16 protein-coding genes are annotated in these 16,411 nt (G+C 61.3%); 5 read left to right on the top strand and 11 right to left on the bottom strand.

Annotation, left to right across the window (positions count from 1 at the left end):
• Positions 1-12: 12 nt before the first annotated feature.
• Complete coding sequence (locus CIT37_RS24945; RefSeq protein WP_095425821.1) at positions 13-717, bottom strand: SDR family NAD(P)-dependent oxidoreductase; 705 nt, start codon at positions 715-717, stop codon at positions 13-15.
• A gap of 191 nt (positions 718-908) precedes the next feature.
• Positions 909-1,532, bottom strand: a complete 624-nt coding sequence (locus CIT37_RS24950; RefSeq protein WP_095425948.1) for a TetR/AcrR family transcriptional regulator — start codon at positions 1,530-1,532, stop codon at positions 909-911.
• Positions 1,533-1,700: 168 nt separating this feature from the next.
• On the opposite strand from CIT37_RS24950, the gene CIT37_RS24955 reads away from it, so the two are divergent.
• Together CIT37_RS24955 and CIT37_RS24960 are read left to right on the top strand one after the other, a co-directional pair.
• Entirely contained in the window at positions 1,701-2,900 is a 1,200-nt protein-coding gene (locus CIT37_RS24955) for an acetyl-CoA C-acyltransferase (protein WP_095425820.1), read from the top strand.
• 95 nt (positions 2,901-2,995) lie between these two features.
• The gene (locus CIT37_RS24960) at positions 2,996-4,198 is read left to right on the top strand and encodes a multidrug effflux MFS transporter (RefSeq protein WP_095425819.1); all 1,203 of its coding nucleotides are present in this window, start codon (positions 2,996-2,998) and stop codon (positions 4,196-4,198) included.
• A gap of 16 nt (positions 4,199-4,214) precedes the next feature.
• On the opposite strand, the gene CIT37_RS24965 is transcribed toward CIT37_RS24960, so the two are convergent.
• The 7 genes from CIT37_RS24965 to CIT37_RS24995 form a co-directional block, all read right to left on the bottom strand.
• Positions 4,215-4,868, bottom strand: a complete 654-nt coding sequence (locus tag CIT37_RS24965) for a flavin reductase family protein (RefSeq protein ID WP_095425947.1) — start codon at positions 4,866-4,868, stop codon at positions 4,215-4,217.
• A gap of 115 nt (positions 4,869-4,983) precedes the next feature.
• Positions 4,984-5,997 carry an NAD(P)H-dependent flavin oxidoreductase gene (locus CIT37_RS24970; protein ID WP_095425946.1) on the bottom strand — a complete coding sequence of 338 codons (1,014 nt, stop codon included), beginning with the start codon at positions 5,995-5,997 and terminating at the stop codon, positions 4,984-4,986.
• 21 nt (positions 5,998-6,018) lie between these two features.
• The gene (locus tag CIT37_RS24975; RefSeq protein WP_095425818.1) at positions 6,019-7,206 is read right to left on the bottom strand and encodes an acetyl-CoA C-acyltransferase; all 1,188 of its coding nucleotides are present in this window, start codon (positions 7,204-7,206) and stop codon (positions 6,019-6,021) included.
• A 15-nt stretch (positions 7,207-7,221) separates the two neighbouring features.
• Positions 7,222-8,352, bottom strand: coding sequence for an acyl-CoA dehydrogenase family protein (locus tag CIT37_RS24980; protein WP_095425817.1), 1,131 nt, complete (start codon positions 8,350-8,352; stop codon positions 7,222-7,224).
• 23 nt (positions 8,353-8,375) lie between these two features.
• A complete protein-coding gene (locus CIT37_RS24985) occupies positions 8,376-9,557 on the bottom strand; it encodes an acyl-CoA dehydrogenase family protein (protein WP_095425816.1) in 1,182 nt (393 codons plus the stop codon).
• Positions 9,558-9,569: 12 nt separating this feature from the next.
• The gene (locus CIT37_RS24990) at positions 9,570-10,307 is read right to left on the bottom strand and encodes an SDR family oxidoreductase (RefSeq protein ID WP_095425815.1); all 738 of its coding nucleotides are present in this window, start codon (positions 10,305-10,307) and stop codon (positions 9,570-9,572) included.
• A 14-nt stretch (positions 10,308-10,321) separates the two neighbouring features.
• The gene (locus tag CIT37_RS24995; RefSeq protein ID WP_095425945.1) at positions 10,322-11,935 is read right to left on the bottom strand and encodes a class I adenylate-forming enzyme family protein; all 1,614 of its coding nucleotides are present in this window, start codon (positions 11,933-11,935) and stop codon (positions 10,322-10,324) included.
• 233 nt (positions 11,936-12,168) lie between these two features.
• On the opposite strand from CIT37_RS24995, the gene CIT37_RS25000 reads away from it, so the two are divergent.
• Together CIT37_RS25000 and CIT37_RS25005 are read left to right on the top strand one after the other, a co-directional pair.
• Positions 12,169-12,906 (top strand): SDR family NAD(P)-dependent oxidoreductase, encoded by a 738-nt coding sequence (locus CIT37_RS25000; RefSeq protein WP_095425814.1) that lies wholly within the window; start codon positions 12,169-12,171, stop codon positions 12,904-12,906.
• A gap of 1 nt (position 12,907) precedes the next feature.
• The gene (locus CIT37_RS25005) at positions 12,908-13,585 is read left to right on the top strand and encodes a glutathione S-transferase family protein (protein ID WP_095425813.1); all 678 of its coding nucleotides are present in this window, start codon (positions 12,908-12,910) and stop codon (positions 13,583-13,585) included.
• A gap of 31 nt (positions 13,586-13,616) precedes the next feature.
• Here the strand turns inward: CIT37_RS25005 and CIT37_RS25010 are convergent, their stop codons facing one another.
• Positions 13,617-14,816: a CaiB/BaiF CoA transferase family protein gene (locus CIT37_RS25010; protein ID WP_095425812.1), complete on the bottom strand. Its 1,200-nt coding sequence runs from the start codon at positions 14,814-14,816 to the stop codon at positions 13,617-13,619.
• Positions 14,817-14,914: 98 nt separating this feature from the next.
• The gene (locus CIT37_RS25015) at positions 14,915-15,547 is read right to left on the bottom strand and encodes a 2-hydroxychromene-2-carboxylate isomerase (protein ID WP_095425811.1); all 633 of its coding nucleotides are present in this window, start codon (positions 15,545-15,547) and stop codon (positions 14,915-14,917) included.
• A gap of 241 nt (positions 15,548-15,788) precedes the next feature.
• Between CIT37_RS25015 and CIT37_RS25020 the strand changes: the two genes are divergently transcribed.
• Positions 15,789-16,301: a winged helix-turn-helix transcriptional regulator gene (locus CIT37_RS25020; protein WP_095425810.1), complete on the top strand. Its 513-nt coding sequence runs from the start codon at positions 15,789-15,791 to the stop codon at positions 16,299-16,301.
• Positions 16,302-16,411: the final 110 nt, after the last annotated feature.

Genomic DNA, 16,411 nt, shown 5'->3' on the forward strand with positions numbered 1-16,411 from the left:
ATCGGCCAGGTGTCACCAGTTTTCGCGGAATGGTCGCAGTTCCGTTAGAAATGACCACGCCGATCGGTCCTGGCCGTAGAGATGGTACAATTCGTCGGCGATGGCAGCAGGCTTGATGAAGAATTCATCCGGTTTGTCGCTCATGCGTGCGCGCATCCGGGGCGTGTCGATCACAGCGTCGATGAGAAGATAGGCCACGTGCACGCCGAGAGGCCCCATTTCCCGTGCGATCGACTCGGCCAATATGCGCTGAGCCGCCTTTGTCGGAGCGAAGCCGGCGAAATTGGCCTTACCCCGGATCGACGACGTGTTTCCGGTCACCAGGATGGCACCCTGACCGCGAGCAATCATGTCAGGAGCCACTTCGCGCGACAGATACAACAGGCCCATGACGTTGACCTCGAAGTTGCCCTTCAGCATCTTCGGATCGATCTCGCGAAAGCTCCCCAATCCCCCTCCGACCGCGTTGTGGATGAGAACTTCGGCCGCGCCAAAACGGCGCTTTGCGTCAGCGACCACCGTCCGCACCTGACTCTCGTCTGAGACGTCGCAGGTCACCGCATGCACGTCGGGAAGCTCTTGCGCAAGACGATTGATGAGATCGGTTGACCGAGCAAGCGCTATGATACGAAACCCGCCGGCAGAGAAGCGCTTGACGATGGCAGCTCCAGTGCCCGGCCCTACCCCGGTCACGATCGCGATCGGTTTCCCTGTCATTTGACGCTCCCTTCGAGCAATTGTCCCGCCGCTCTCATATGAATTCGCTCGGACTGCAACTGGTGGGAGGCAGCCTCATGCGCAGATACCAGGGCCAGACGAACCGCGACATTCTTGTGGTAAGGTGTTCCCGCAGTAGGTTGCAGGCTGTCTTGGCCATTTTCCGGCCGTCATGGTGACCTCCCTTACGTTTATGATTTTTCGCAGTGCGTCGCCCTCGTTGTTCTTCGTTGCGGCTTTCGAGTCCGGCCGCCTACGGTCTTGCGTCCGGCATCGAGGATGCGGTCGGAAAGTTTTCCCGCGCCGACGGCACGCGACAGCACGATCGATCCCACCAGGGTTGCGATAGCCCCTGTCGCGATCTGGCGGGCCTGTCCAGGTGGCTCACCGGGAAGCAACTCGACAAGGGCATCGATCATCTTCTCCAGTTTGGAAGCCAGGGCCTGCTGCTCGCTCGGACTCGACCGCGCGACATCGACGGCTAGGGTTGGAAGCGCGCAACCGTGTTTAGGATTGTCGCGATGCCTGAGACTAAGATAATCGGCGATCAAGGCCTCGAAGCGTTCCCTGCTGGTTTTCCCGGTCGCCAGTTTTTTCCATCGCTCAGTCGTTTGGTCCATGGCAAAGGCGATCGCCTCGCTGACAAGCGCGGCACGCGAATCGAAATGATTATAGAAACCGCCGTGCGTGAGACCCGCGAGCTTCATTAAGTCGACAACACTGAGCCCCTCCGCGCCCCTTTGGCGCAAACCGTAGGAGGCATTTTCAACGATTCGATCGCGAGTTTGACGCCTGTGGTCTTCTACGTATCGCATCGCCACTCCGTGCAAGGTCCTAAGGTGATCGGCTGCACAACCCGTCCCCATCCCCAAAGCAATTCTGGAACGCGCTTCCTTGAAGTTCGCGGCAACATTTCATTGCAATGCTGGCTATCTTATATGACTATCGTCATATAACAACACCTATCAACAGGAGAGATCGCCATGGCCACCGCTTCCGACCCCGTCGTCATCCTTTCCGCCGCTCGGACGCCACTCGGCCGCTTCATGGGCGAGTTGTCGCCTCTCAGCGCCCACAAGCTCGGCTCCCACGTGATCGGCGCGGCGCTGGAACGGGCCGAGCTGGCGCCCGAGCGGATCGATGAGGTCTTCATGGGCAACGTCTTGCCGGCCGGACAAGGCCAGGCGCCGGCGCGCCAAGCCGCCCGCGGCGCCAAACTGCCTGATGCCACCGGCGCCACAACCGTCAACAAGGTCTGCGGTTCCGGCATGAAGGCGACCATGCTGGCCCACGACATCATCAATGCGGGCTCAGCCTCGATCGTACTGTCGGGTGGCATGGAGAGCATGAGCAATGCGCCCTATCTGCTGGCTAAGGCACGCGGCGGTTACCGCGCCGGCCATGACCGGATCATCGATCACATGATGATGGACGGGCTGGAGGACGCCTATGAGACCGGCCGCTCGATGGGCGATTTCGGTGAGGCCACCGCGGAAGCCTATCAGTTCACCCGGACAGATCAGGACGCCTACGCGATGGAGACTTTGACCCGCGCCCGCAAGGCCGTGGAGGGTGGCGCATTCAAAGCCGAGATCGCGCCGATCACACTGACCGAAAAGGCCGGGCCGCGGATTATCGCCAATGACGAGCACCCGCTCAAGGTCGATCCCGCCAAGATCCCCGGGCTGAAAGCCGCGTTCCGCGCCAACGGCACCATCACGCCGGCCGCCTCCTCCGCCAATGCCGATGGCGCTGCGGCGCTCATTCTTGCAAAGCGCTCGCTCGCGGATCGCGACGGCCTCCCCGTACTGGCCGAGATCAAGGGCCACACCACCCATAGCCAGGAACCGCAATGGTTCACCACCGCCCCGATCCCGGCCATTCGCAAGCTGCTGGACAAGGTTGGCTGGAGCGTCGGCGATGTCGATCTGTTCGAGATCAACGAAGCCTTTGCCGTGGTGGCGATGGCCGCACAGAAGGATCTCGGCATCCCCAGGGAGAAGCTGAACGTCAATGGCGGCGCCTGCGCGCTCGGTCATCCAATCGGTGCCACCGGCGCGCGCCTGATGGTGACGCTGCTGCATGCGCTGGAGGCGCAGAACCTCAAACGCGGAGTTGCAGCCCTTTGCATCGGTGGCGGTGAAGCCACCGCCATCGCGATCGAGCGCGTCGTCCGCAGATAGCACAGCCGATCCGACCAGAAAGGGCTCGGCGAGCGGCGCGAACCGCGTCACTCGCCGCCTTGTGATCTGCCTATCCAATCAGCGCGAAAGTTCCCATGGCTGGCCAGTGCCAAACGACCAAAAGCGTGCCGAGGGACGTTCCCGTCTCCAGCGGCCTGGCGATCGCAGTTCTTTCCGTCCTGGCCGCGATGGGAACGCTCGCGACCAACATCTTGCTGCCGTCGCTGCCACAGATTGCGATCTCATTGAATGTCACCAGCGCGGCGGTCACATCCGCCATCACCGTCTTTCTTGCTGTGTTCGGCATAGGCCAACTCCTGGTCGGACCGATTTCGGATCGTTACGGGAGGCGCTGGCCAGTCTTGACTGGATTTGCCGTGTTCATCGGCGGCAGCGTCTGGTGCGGTTTGGCAAACGACCTGCCTAACCTTTTGGCCGGCCGCGTCGTGCAGGCTGCTGGCGCGTGCGCGACGTCCGTGCTGTCTCGCGCCATCGCCCGCGACATGTTCAGTGGGCCGGCGCTGGCACGCGCGATGGCTATCATCATGATCGCAATGTCAGCAGCCCCCGGATTCTCGCCGCTGCTGGGCGGCGCACTCGATCACAGTTTTGGCTGGCGCTCCGAATTCGCTTTTGTCGCGGCGTTTGCCGGAGCTGGCGCCATTGGCTACGGCATCGTCCTCGGCGAAACCCACAACTCCACCCGCACTCCGCTCAATCCGGTCGCCATCGCCAGGACCTATATTGGCCTGATTGGCGATCGTCGCTTCGCTATTCCAGCTGCGACGGCGAGCCTGATCATAGGCGGCTTGTTCTCGATGTTTTCGGCTGCACCGCGCTTATTCATCGAAGCGTTGCACTTCACGCCGATCCAGCTCGGCCTCTTCTTCGCCGGTACCGTCTTTATCGTATTCACCGCGGGCATGCTGGCGACGAAATTGGCACCACGCTACGGCCTCGATCGCCCGATCCGGGCAGGACTGTGGGCAACGGCCGCCAGCAGCGTTGCGGTACTGCTCATCTCAATGATCAGCCCGACTTTTCTGCCGTTTCTGGGCGCGATGTGCGTATTTCTCCTCGGCATGGGCGTCGTTAGTCCACTGGCCACCGCGCGGGCGCTCTCTCCATTTGGGGAGAAGGCCGGCGCAGCCTCGGCGCTGCTGGGTTTCTGGCAGATGATGAACGCCGCAATCGGCGTATGGCTTGCAGCCACGGTGTCGCATGAAGCAATGTTCGCGCTCGGCGTCGTGTTGAGCGCGTTTTCACTGCTCGCACTTGTCCTGTACGCGTGGGCCTGAGGTCACCTGTTCCACATTAGCTGCCATGGAACTCCGGTTTGCTACTGCCTGGCGGGCGCGGCATCTCGAACATGTTCTCCGTCTTGACCTCGAGGTAATCACCACCACGGCCGGCGCGCAGTATGGGACGCGCAAGTGCCGTGTTGTAGACGCCGTCCTCGATCAAAGACTTGTCGATGTATACTGCGACGACCTCGCCGAGTACGAACCATCCTTCGACCTTCTCACCGCGCGCATTCGCCAACTGAGAGACCTCGACGACCTTGCATTCCATAGCGGCCCTGCTCTCGCCTACCCGCGGCACCGCTACGTGGCGCCCGGGGATTGGCGTCAGCCCTGCCGTTTCGAACTCGCTTACACCGTGATCGAGGGGCGCGGCCGTCTTGTTCATGCGCTCGCCCAGATCCATCGTAACCAGATTCCAAACAAATTCGCGGGTCTCGCTGGCGTTCTTGACGGTGTCCTTCCAGGAAATTGAGGAAAATCCGATTATCGGAGGGTCGTAGAGGAACGCGTTGAAGAAGCTGTATGGAGCGAGGTTCAGTTGACCAGCCGCATTGCGTGACGAAATCCAACCAATCGGACGCGGCGCGACAATCGCATTGAATGGATTATGTCGGAGCCCGTGGCCCTTTGAAGGCTCGTAGTAGTGGAAGTCGGCCAGATCCATAAACTCCCCTCCCCCGAGACTGCCGAAGGCCATCCATTGCTGGTCAATCGAGCTTCGCCATAACAATCATCCCACGCACAACCGTGCGTGGGCATCGCCTCGTTAGAACACCTGGCTACGCGATCGCCCGGGCGGCAGCTGGCCTTTGCTCGGCGCCCTCAAGGAAACCAGTCAGGCGTTGACGGATGATTCGCTCGGCATCCGCCATGATACGTTCGATCAATTCCCTCACCGTCGGAATGTCGTTGATGAGTCCAACGACCATGCCGCAGCTCCAGGCGCCCGCGTCCATGTCGCCGTCGATCATCACTTTGGGATACACCCCAGCGACCTGCTCATGGATGTCATCAATCTTCAGGTTTGCGCCCTTCTCGCGCTCAATCTCGATTAGCTCGTCGACTCCCTTGTTCTTCAACACGCGCTCGGTGTTTCGTAGCGCGCGCATCACCAGCACGGTGTCGAGTTCGGTCGCCTTGACCAGCGCCTGCTTTACGTTGTCGTGGACCGGCGCTTCCTTGGTGGCGACGAAGCGGGTGCCCATGTTCATGCCGGCCGCGCCCATCGACAGAGCGGCGACTAGACTCCGCGCGTCCGCCATTCCGCCCGACGCAACGAAGGGGATCTTTAGCTCATCTGCGGCACGCGGCAGCAGGATCATGTTCGGGATGTCGTCTTCTCCGGGATGTCCGCCGCATTCAAAGCCATCAACGCTGACGGCGTCGCAGCCGATCTTCTCCGCTTTGAGTGAGTGCCGCACCGAGGTGCACTTGTGGATCACTTTGATGCCGGCCGCCTTCAACGCCGACATGTACTGCTCGGGGCTGCGGCCAGCGGTTTCCACCGCCTTTACGCCGCCTTCCTTAATCGCGGCGATGTATTCCGGGTAAGGCGGTGCGGTAAAGCTCGGAAGGAAAGTCAGGTTCACGCCGAACGGCTTGTCGGTCATGTCGCGGCAGCGTGCGATTTCCTTGGCCAACAGTTCCGGCGTCCTTTGCGTCAGGCCGGTGATGATCCCGAGTCCCCCGGCGTTGGACACCGCGGCGGCGAGCTCGGCGAAGCCGACATAATGCATGCCGCCCTGGATGATCGGATGCTTTATGCCGAACAGTTCAGTAATCGCTGTCTTCACGAGAATCTCCTGCGTTTCCAATCAATGGACGATTTCAAACAGACCCGCCGCGCCCATGCCGCCGCCGATGCACATTGTCACCACGCCGTATTTCGCTTTGCGCCGCCGGCCCTCGATCAGGAGGTGGCCCGTGAGCCGCGCCCCGGTCATGCCGTAGGGATGACCGATCGCGATCGAACCGCCATTGACGTTGAGCTTATTCGGATCAATGCCGAGCTTGTCGCGGCAATAGATCACCTGCACCGCGTAGGCTTCATTGAGCTCCCAGAGATCAATGTCGTCGATCTTCAGGTTATGGCGCTTGAGGAGCCGCGGGATCGCTGCGACCGGGCCTACGCCCATCTCGTCCGGCTCGACGCCGGCGGCAACGAACCCGCGGAAGATGCCGAGCGGCTTCAGGCCCTTCCTGGCCGCGATCTTGTCGCTCATGATCACGCAGGCCGAGGCGCCGTCGGACAGCTGGCTGGCATTGCCGGCGCTTATGGTCTTGCCCTCGAACACCGGCTTGATCTTGGCAAGACCCTCGGCGGTGGTTTCCGGGCGCGGGCCCTCGTCCCTTGTGAGCGTCACCTGTTCGTAGGTGACCTCCTTGGTATCCTTGTTCACGATCGCCATCCGGGTCGCGAACGGCACGATCTCGTCGTTGAACCGACCGGCCTGCAAGGCGGCGCCGACGCGGCGCTGGCATTCGAGGCTGTATTCGTCCTGCCGGTCGCGGCCGATCTTGTAGCGCTCGGCGACGACCTCGGCGGTGTCGAGCATCGACATGTACATTTCGGGCTTCATCGCCATCAGCTCATCATCGACGGCATGGAACTTGTTCATGTGCTCGTTCTGCACGAGGCTGATCGATTCGATACCGCCGCCGATCGCGACCTCGACCCCGTCAAGCATTACTGAACGCGCGGCCACCGCGATGGCCTGCAGGCCGGAGGCGCATTGCCGGTCGATGGTAGTGCCGGCGACGGTGACGGGCAGGCCGGCGCGGATCGCGCCCTTGCGCGCCACGTTCATCACCATGGTGCCCTGCTGCATCGCGCAGCCCATCACCACGTCCTCCACCTCGTCAGGCGCGATGCCGGCACGTTTCACCGCTTCGGCCATCACGTGGCCGGCCATGGTCGGACCGTCGGTGTTGTTGAGCGCGCCGCGATAGGCCTTGCCGACGGCCGTCCTTGCGGTGGAAACGATGACTGCTTCGATCGTCATGCTGGCCTCTTCTGGTTACGCGGCCGCATCCAGCTGCGCGTAACGCAGCACGTGGAACGCGGGATCGCCGAACTGGATGTTGATGGAGGAGATGCGCTTGAAATAGTGCCCGACGTTGAGCTCGTCGGTCATGCCCATGCCGCCATGAATCTGCACCGCCTGATCGGCGACCAACCGGCCGGCATAGCCGATCTTCGACTTGGCGCCGGAGGCGAGACGCGACAGGCCGGCATCACCGTTACTGAGGTTCAGATTGAGATGCTGCATCAGGGAGAGCGCTTCCTGATGGGCAATGAACATGTCGACCATGCGATGCTGCAGCACCTGGAAGGAACCGATGGTGGTGCCGAACTGCTTGCGGGTCTTCGAATAGTCCAGCGTCGCAGCATTCAGCTCGCCGATGGCGCCGACCGCCTCCGCGCAGAGCCCGCCGATGGTGCGGTCGCGGGCAGCTTCCAGCGCGGCGACGCCCTCGCCTTCCCGCCCGAGCAATTGCCCGCGGACATCGCGCAGGCCGATCTCGGCGGCGCGGCGGCCGTCGATGGTCTTGAAGCTCTGCAGGTCGATGCCGGCGGCGCGGCGATCGACCACGAAGAGGCTGACGCCGCCACGGTCACGCTCGCCGCCGGAGGTTCGCGCCGAGACGATCAGGTGATCGGCCCAGGGCGCGGCGATCACCATGGTCTTCGCGCCGCTCAGAACGTAGTCGTTGCCCTCGCGCCGAGCCGTCGTCGTGACATGGGCAAAGTCGAAGCGGGAGCCCTTCTCGGTCCAGGCCAGCGCCCAGATCTTGCTGCCGTCGATGATGCCGGGAATGAAGGCCTGCTGCTGCTCCGGCGTGCCCACGTGCTCGATCAGGCCGCCGGCCAGCACGACCGTCTCGACGAAAGGCTCGACCACGAGGTGGCGACCGAACTCGTGCATGATGATCATGGTCGACAACGGACCGCCGCCAAGTCCGCCGGCGTTCTCGGACAACGGCGCCGCGAGCAGGCCGAGCTCGGCGAAGGCGGCCCATTGTTGCCGGCTGAAGCCTTCCTCGCTCGCTACGATCTTGCGCCGCGCCTCGAAACCGTACTGGTCGCGCAGCAGGCGCTGCACGCTGGAGCGCAGCAACTCCTGCTCTTCCGTGAACTGGATATCCATCCGCTCCTCCCGATCCGCCGTGGCTAGAGCCCGAGCACGGCCTTGGCGATGATGTTTCGCTGGATTTCGTTCGATCCGCCGTAAATGCTGAGCTTGCGCGCGTTGAGGTATTTCTCCGACGCGGTGTGGCCGTAATCCGGGCCCGGCATGAAGCGGTTGGCGCTGACCGGATGCTCCCGAATGGCAAGGCCGTAATTGCCGATCGCCCGGTGGGTGAGTTCGGTGATGTTCTGAAATATCTCGGTGCCACGGATCTTGAACAGCGACGCTGCGGGACCCGGATCGATGCCGCGAACCATCTGGGCCACGACGCGCAGCTCGGTCGCCTCCAGCGCCAGTACGTCAAGTTCGATGCGGGCGATGTCGCGCAGGAATTCGAGATGCGCGGTATCGTCGGGCGGGATCTCGGCTTTCACGATCTGCTTCAGCTTGTTGATGTAGCGGGTGGAGCGGCCGATGCCGGCCATGCTGGTGCGCTCGTTGCCGAGCAGAAACTTGGCGTAAGTCCAGCCCTTGTTCTCCTCGCCGACCAGATTCTCGACCGGCACGCGGACATTTTCGAGGAAGACGTCGTTAACCTCATGGCTGCCGTCGATCGTGATGATCGGCCGCACCGTGACGCCGGGCGACTTCATGTCGATCAGCAGGAAGGAGATGCCGGACTGCGGCTTCGCGCTCGGATCGGTCCGCACCAGGCAGAAGATCCAGTCGGCATGCTGGGCCAGCGTGGTCCAGGTCTTGTGGCCGTTGACGATGTAGTGATCGCCGTCGCGCACCGCCTTGGTCCGGACGGTCGCCAGGTCCGAGCCGGAGCCCGGCTCCGAATAGCCTTGGCACCACCAATCCTCACCGGACAGGATCCGCGGCAGGAATTTCTTCTTCTGCGCCTCGTTGCCGAAGGTGTAGATGACGGGACCGACCATGGTGACGCTGAACGCCAGCGGCGGCAGCGTCCCCGCCCGGGAGGTCTCCTGCTCGAAGATGAAGCGCTGCGTGATCGACCAGCCGGGGCCGCCATATTCCTTGGGCCAAAGCGGGGCGAGCCAGCCCTTCTTGTGGAGAATGCGGTGCCAGCGTAGCGACTGCTCCTTGGTCAGATCGGTCTCCGGATTCGGAACGCGCATTTCCGCCGGATAATTCTCCGCAATGAAGGCACGCACTTCATCGCGGAACGCTGCGTCCTCGGGCGATAGCGCGAGCTCCATCGCTGGTCTCCCCTACCACTTCTCGCCGAACGGACGGATTTCCATCTCGAAGGTCCAGGCGCTCTTCGGCTGCTGATAGAGCTGCCAATAGGACGTCGCCACCGAGGCCGGCGGCATCAGCGCATCGGGATCGTCAAGCGCATTGGGCCCGAGCGCTTCCAGGCGCCGCTGGCGAACCCACTCGGTGTCCACACCCGAATCGATAATGAGGTGGGCGACATGGATATTCTTCGGGCCGAGTTCGCGCGCCATCGCTTGCGCTACGGCGCGCAGCCCGAATTTGGCGCTGGCGAAGGCGGCATAGCCGCTGCCGCCGCGCAAGGACGCTGTCGCACCGGTGAAGAAGATGTTGCCCTGGCCGCGCGGCAGCATCAGCCGGGCTGCCTCACGGCCGGCGAGGAAGCCGGAGTAGCAGGCCATCTCCCAGACCTTACGGAACACGCGCTCGGTCGTGTCGAGGATCGGGAAGTTGACATTGGCACCAATGTTGAAGATGCAGACATCCAAAGGCGCGCGCTTGTCAGCGTCACTCAGGAAGGAGATGATCTCCTCCTCTTTGCGCGCATCGAGCGAACGTGCATGGATCTCGCCGCCGGCGGCCTCGATCTCCTTGACCAACGGCGCCAGCTTGTCGCCGTTGCGGCGGCCGGCGAAGACAGTAAAGCCCTCGGAGGCAAACTTCTTGGCGATCTCGCCGCCGATGAAATCGCCGGCTCCGATCACGGCGACGGTTGCATTTCTTTTTTTCAAGGGTGTTCTCCCGGTCAGGTCAGATACATTGTCTGCGTAAAATCGGCCGTCAGCGCTGGAGGAACTCGGCTACCTTCGGCTTGCAGAGACTCCGCGAGCTTGTGCTTGAGTATCTTGCCCGTTGAGGTGGCTGGCAAGGCATCAAGGATGATGATCTTGGACGGCCGCTTATATGAGGTGAGCTGAAATCTGATGAAAGTCATCAAATTCTCCGGCGTCACCTGCGATCCCGGCAGCCGCTGCACAAAACCGACAATCTCTTCATTGCCGTCAATTACACGGCCGACCACGGCGCATTGCACGACGTCTTTGTGCGAACTGAGGACCGCTTCGACCTCGGCCGGATAGACGTTGAAGCCCGAGCGGATAATCATCTCCTTGGTGCGCCCGACAATGTACAGGCAATCGCCGTCGAAACGCGCTATATCGCCGGTATTGAACCAGCCCATACTGTCTATCACCTCGGCGGTAAGCTCGGGGGCACGATAGTAACCGAGCATCACGTTGCGGCCACGGACATGCAGCTCCCCAACTTCCCCTCTTGCCGTAGGAAAGCCGTCGAGTGTTCTGACCCGCGCCTCTACTCCCGGCAGCAGCGTGCCAACCGCCTGGTCCGACCGCGGGGCATCGAAGCGCACCCCCGATATTCCCGGCGAACATTCGGTGATGCCGTAGCCATTTAGCAGCGGAAGGCCGAACTCCTTTTCCACGCGCGACTTCAGGTTCAAATCGAGCGGCGCGCCGGCGACGGTCATCAAGCGTAACGCGCCTCGGGAGAGCCGCTTCACGCCTGACACGCTTTTGTATTCCAGGAGGCGTTGATAAGTAGCGGGTACCCCGTTGAGGATGGTAACACCCTCCTCTCCGATCGCCCTGGCGGTCGCCGCAGGATCAAATTTGCTGACCATCCGCACCGTGCCCCCGACCATCAATGTCATGATCAGGAGCGAGATGCCGACGATATGGGAGATCGGCAATACGAGATAAATATTGTCATTGTGATCCATCTTGCGGACGTGGGCGGTCGCCTTTGCGCTGATCAGCAGGCTTTCGTGGGACAGCATCACGCCTTTCGGCGTCCCCGTCGTTCCCGAAGTGTAGATCAGCACCGCCACTTGCTTCGCCGGCTCGGCCTCCACCGGCTCGACGGTAGCGCTTTCGCTTAGCGGGCCAACACCAATCTCCAGCAGCACCCCTATTTGTCGGTTCTGCGCGCCGTAGCGTGATGCGTGCGCCGCAGCCTCTCTCGAAACACCCGAGGCGAAGAACATCCGACGGGCACCGCTATGGTCGCGGATCTCGTCCAGTTCCCGTGCGGACAATCGGGGGTTGGCAACGATCGCCCAGGCGTCGAGCCGGCTTGTCGCGAACAGCAACGCGGCAAGCGCGATACAGTTTTCGCTGACAATGACCATCCGGTCGCCCGCTCGGATTCCCAGCGACGACAGGACGGCGGCGATCTCACTGACACGCTGATCCAGATCGCGGTAGCTCCAGGATGCCCCGTCTTCGACCAGCGCGATCCGGTCGGCGGCTTTGGCAACCTGCATTGCCGTGACGTCATGGATGCGGCGCGGCAAGCCGACCGCAATCTCGTCGAGATTGATCGCCTCCGAAAGCTCCGCCACGACCGACCTCCCGACCAAACCGTGCCACGTTGCAGCGCGACACGTTCGCCACCTACCTAACGTTCTTTTTTAGAACTCGTCAATCACTAATTCTTTCTTTCAGCCTCCATCGCCCAAACCGGCAACAGATCTGCCCTTTCGTCTGCCTTCCCCGTATGAAAACCGTCATTTACAACGCGTCGGCCAATCGTTACGATTAAAGTACTAAATAAGAACTGATCGGGAGGAGCGGAATGAATCGCGGCGTAGCGATACTTGTCGGTGCGGGCGACGCCATTGGTGCGGCCGTTGCACGGCGTTTTGCCAAGGGCGGCTATACGGTCTGCATCTGCAGGCGTGATGCGTCCAAGTCGCAGGGGCTGGTGGGTGAGCTGAGGGCTGCAGGACACGACATTCACGCGTTCAGCATCGATGCCCGTCAGGAGGCGGAGGTCCAAGGCATATTCGCACGGATCGAGAAGGAACTCGGGCCTATCGAGGTCTGCCTCTACAATGCTGGTTCGAACGTCAACAAGCCTCTGCTGGAGACCACGGAGAAGCTGTTCTTCAAGGCCTGGGAACTGGCCTGTTACGGCGGATTCCTGGTCGGACGAGAGGCTGCCCGCTTCATGCTGCCGCGCGGACGCGGCACCATCTTCTTTACGGGTGCGACCGCCAGCATACGCGGCGGCAAGGGGTTTGCGGCATTTTCATCCGCGAAGTTTGGGCTTCGTGCTGTGGCCCAAGCGATGGCGCGCGAACTGGGGCCGAAGAATATTCATGTCGTGCACCTGTTGATCGATGCTGGTGTGGATAGCGAAGCCATTCATCAGCGCATGAAAGCGGCAAAAGGAATCGAGGCAAGCGACATCCCCGCAGATAGCCTGACCAAGACGTCTTCCATTGCTGACGCCTATTGGTTCACTCATCAGCAGACCAGGGATGGCTGGACCCACGAGCTCGATCTCCGGCCGTCCGTGGAGAAGTGGTAATATGAGCGCGACACCAAACCTGACCTTGTGGGGTGTTGGGACAAGCCGCACCATTCGCCCGCACTGGGCAATGCACGAACTGGGCTTGGTCTACGAGACAAAGCCGATCGGACCGCGGACAGGCGAGACCAAGACCGCTGAGTACACCAAACTCAATCCACGCCAGAAAATACCGCTGCTCCAGGACGGCGACTTCTGCATCGGCGAGAGCGCCGCGATAGTTGCCTATCTGTCGCGAATGTACTCCACGACGGAACGCTCGCTGATTCCTGAAACCACCCGTGAGTATGCCGCGTGGCTGGAATGGTGTTTCTTTATCGTCGCGGAACTGGATTCAACGAGCCTTTACGTGATGCGCCGCCATCGCGCAGATGCGCTCGGTCCGATCTACGGTGTAGCGCCCGAGGTCGTCGCCCAGGCCGGCGAGTATTTCCGTCAGCAGTTGCGCCATGTCGAAGTCGCGCTCGCAGACGGCCGGCAATTCCTGATGGGCGACCGGTTTACCAGCGCCGACATCCTCCTCACGACCTGCCTTGAGTGGGCTATCGCCTATGGCGTCGGCATTTGCGACAACGCGCAGCCCTATCTCGAACGTATCAAGAAACGGGAGGCCTTCCAGCGAGCCGTCGCGGCAAATGCCCCGTTAGTACCGATCACGCCGGTGCCGGCCAAGGTTTAGAAACCGACTACCACTCGGGCGGGATTCGAGCTTAGATCGCCACGCGCACGCTACGCTCGGCGACCATCTTGTCGATGGCGCTATCGTCGTAACCCAGCTCCTGCAGCACGTCGCGCGAGTGCTCGCCGACCCGGGGAGCAGGCCCGCCGATCGCGGCCTTATTGATCTCAAAGCGGGCCGCCGGCTTCGGCTGCCGCACCCGACCGACCTTCGGCTGCTCGAACTCTGCGATGATGCCGCGCGCGATTACCTGTTCATTGTGAATGATCTCGCCTCGCCGCAGAATCGGAGCGCAAGGGACGTCGGCGGCATCAAGGCGCTCCAGCCATTCGGCAGTGGTGTGCTGTCCGATGTACTCCGCCATCTTGTTGATGCGTGCCGTGGCGTTGACCGAACGCGCCGATGGCGTCGCAAATCGAGGATCCTTGGCAAGCTCGGGATCGCCGGAGGCCCGGCAGAACCCCTCCCATTCGGAATCCGAGATGGTACCGGCCGTGATGTAGCCGTCGCTGGTCTTGAATACGAGATCCGGCCGATCGTTAGGATCGGCAGCGGCGGTCTCGGCTCCCACTACCGTGTACTGCATCATGCCTTCCGGCCACAGGTACGAAATCATCGCATCCAGCATTGCGACCTGAATATGATCGCCCTGCCCGGTCTTCTCGCGAGCGTAGAGTGCCGCTGCCACCGCCTGCGCGGTGAACACGGCGGTCGTCTTGTCGCATACGATGGTGCGGATCATCTGCGGACGGTTTGTGACCGGCTGCGACTGGATATCGGCAAAGCCCGAGAGCGCTTGAATGATCGGATCATAGACGCGCTTCTTCACATACGGGCCGGTCTCGCCGACCCCGCTGATCGAGACATAAATCAAGCGCGGATGGCGTTGGCGCAATTCATCGACGCCAAGGCCGAGGCGCTCCATGGTACCAGGCCGGAAATTCTGCACCAGGACGTCCGCCTGCGCGACCAGCTTGGCGAGGACCTCTCGGCCGGCCGCGCTCTTGACGTCGATCGATAGTGAGCGCTTCCCGCGGTTCGAAGAGATAAAAAGCGCGGAAAACTCTCCGTCTTTGTCAATGGTAGCGCGGCTGCGCCGCGTAATATCGCCACCAATCGGCTCGATCTTCAGAACGTCAGCACCCTGATCCGCCAGAAACATGGTCGCGTAGGGACCGGACACCACGCCTGTCAAATCCAGGACTCGAACACCGCTAAGAGGGCCAGGCATGGGCATTTTCCCTGAGGTTACTTTGTTGCTGGGCTGACTGAGGTTTCCTCATGCAAGCCCGGAACATCGGCCTTCTCTGCAGGCCTCAATTCTCAACCTTAGGCCGTTTTCGAAACCAGCTGACTGGTCTGTTCGACGATCGACTCCTCGACGTCACGGAGCTGGTCCTTGCCGAAGAACATTTCCTTTCCAACGAAGAAAGTCGGTGAGCCGAATGCTCCACGGCTAACCGCGTCGGTGGTCCGATCGATCAACCCCTTCTTGACGTCATCCTGCTGCGCACGTGCAATCAACCTGTCGATATCGATGCCTGAGGAGATGAATGCGTTCCGGAAAATTTCGAGATCATCCATCTTCTTCGGCTCTTCCCACATATGATGATAAGCGGCGCGGAAATAAGGCTCGAACATGCCTTCGAACTGAGCCGCGACGGCACCGCGCATCAACATCAGCGTGTTGACCGGAAAGAACGGATTCGGACGGAATTTCGTGATTCCGTGGCGACGGATAAACCGTTGAGTCTCGAGCGCCTGGTATTCCGGCTTGTTCTTGATTCCGCGAAGCGAATCGAAGGGAGACATGTTGCCCGTCGCCTTGTAGATGCCGCCAAGCAGAACCGGGACGTACTCGAATTTTACGCCGGTACGCCGCTCGATGCCCGGAATGGCTACTTCCGCCAGATATGCGTTCGGGCTGCCGAAATCGAACTGGAATTCAACTTTCAGGGGCATGTCAGCTTCTCCCGCGAGCGCATTGGATGTTCAGGCCTGGTATTCAGCAGCCGAAATACGACCATGACTCTCTTTATAGTTCTGAAAACGAACTGTCAATTATTCACGCTATTCTGCTGATTTTGCCATCTCCTTAGGGGATTGTTTGGAGCTGAGTACCTATCTAGAATGGGAGGTGAGCTGAGGTTCCCTTGGACGATTCGAGCGAATACAGCGTGCCGGATGGATTGGAGAGCAGGAAATGCGATGGGATGCCCTTGAAGAAGAGCCGTGTTCGATGGCCCGCACGATTGGCGTGATCGGCGACCGTTGGACCCTACTTATCCTGCGCGAATGCTTTCTGCGCACGCGCCGCTTCGAAGGATTTCAGTCCGCGCTTGGGATCACTCGTCATTTGCTCGCGGAGCGGCTGAAGAAACTGGTGCGGCAAGGCGTGCTGCGCCGCATTCCCTATCAGGAGGCGCCCAAACGGCATGAATACATCCTCACCCAAAAAGGGCTCGATCTTTATCCAATCATGATGGCAATCGTGCACTGGGGTGACACGCACATGGTCGACACCCGCGGGCGGCCGTTGCTGCATGAGCACCGCAAATGTGGCAAGAACTTCGATCCGGTTATGGTGTGCTCCGAATGCGGTGAGCCGCTTTCGGCCAAGGAGGTTCATACTCACCCTGGCCCCGGCGCGCGAAGCACCCCGGCAATACAGGCACCGGAGAAACCCAAAGCAAGGGCGCGCCGCAGCGCTGCTTAAGGTGGCCGCTCACGCTGGTATGCATCGAAGTTCTCGCTAAGCTTCAGCGCAAGCACCCCCGCCGCCACCAAATGGCGACACCAAGACGTCCGACTCCCCACAAAATAGCG

It is taken from the genome of Bradyrhizobium ottawaense (assembly GCF_002278135.3).
GTDB lineage: Bacteria > Pseudomonadota > Alphaproteobacteria > Rhizobiales > Xanthobacteraceae > Bradyrhizobium > Bradyrhizobium ottawaense.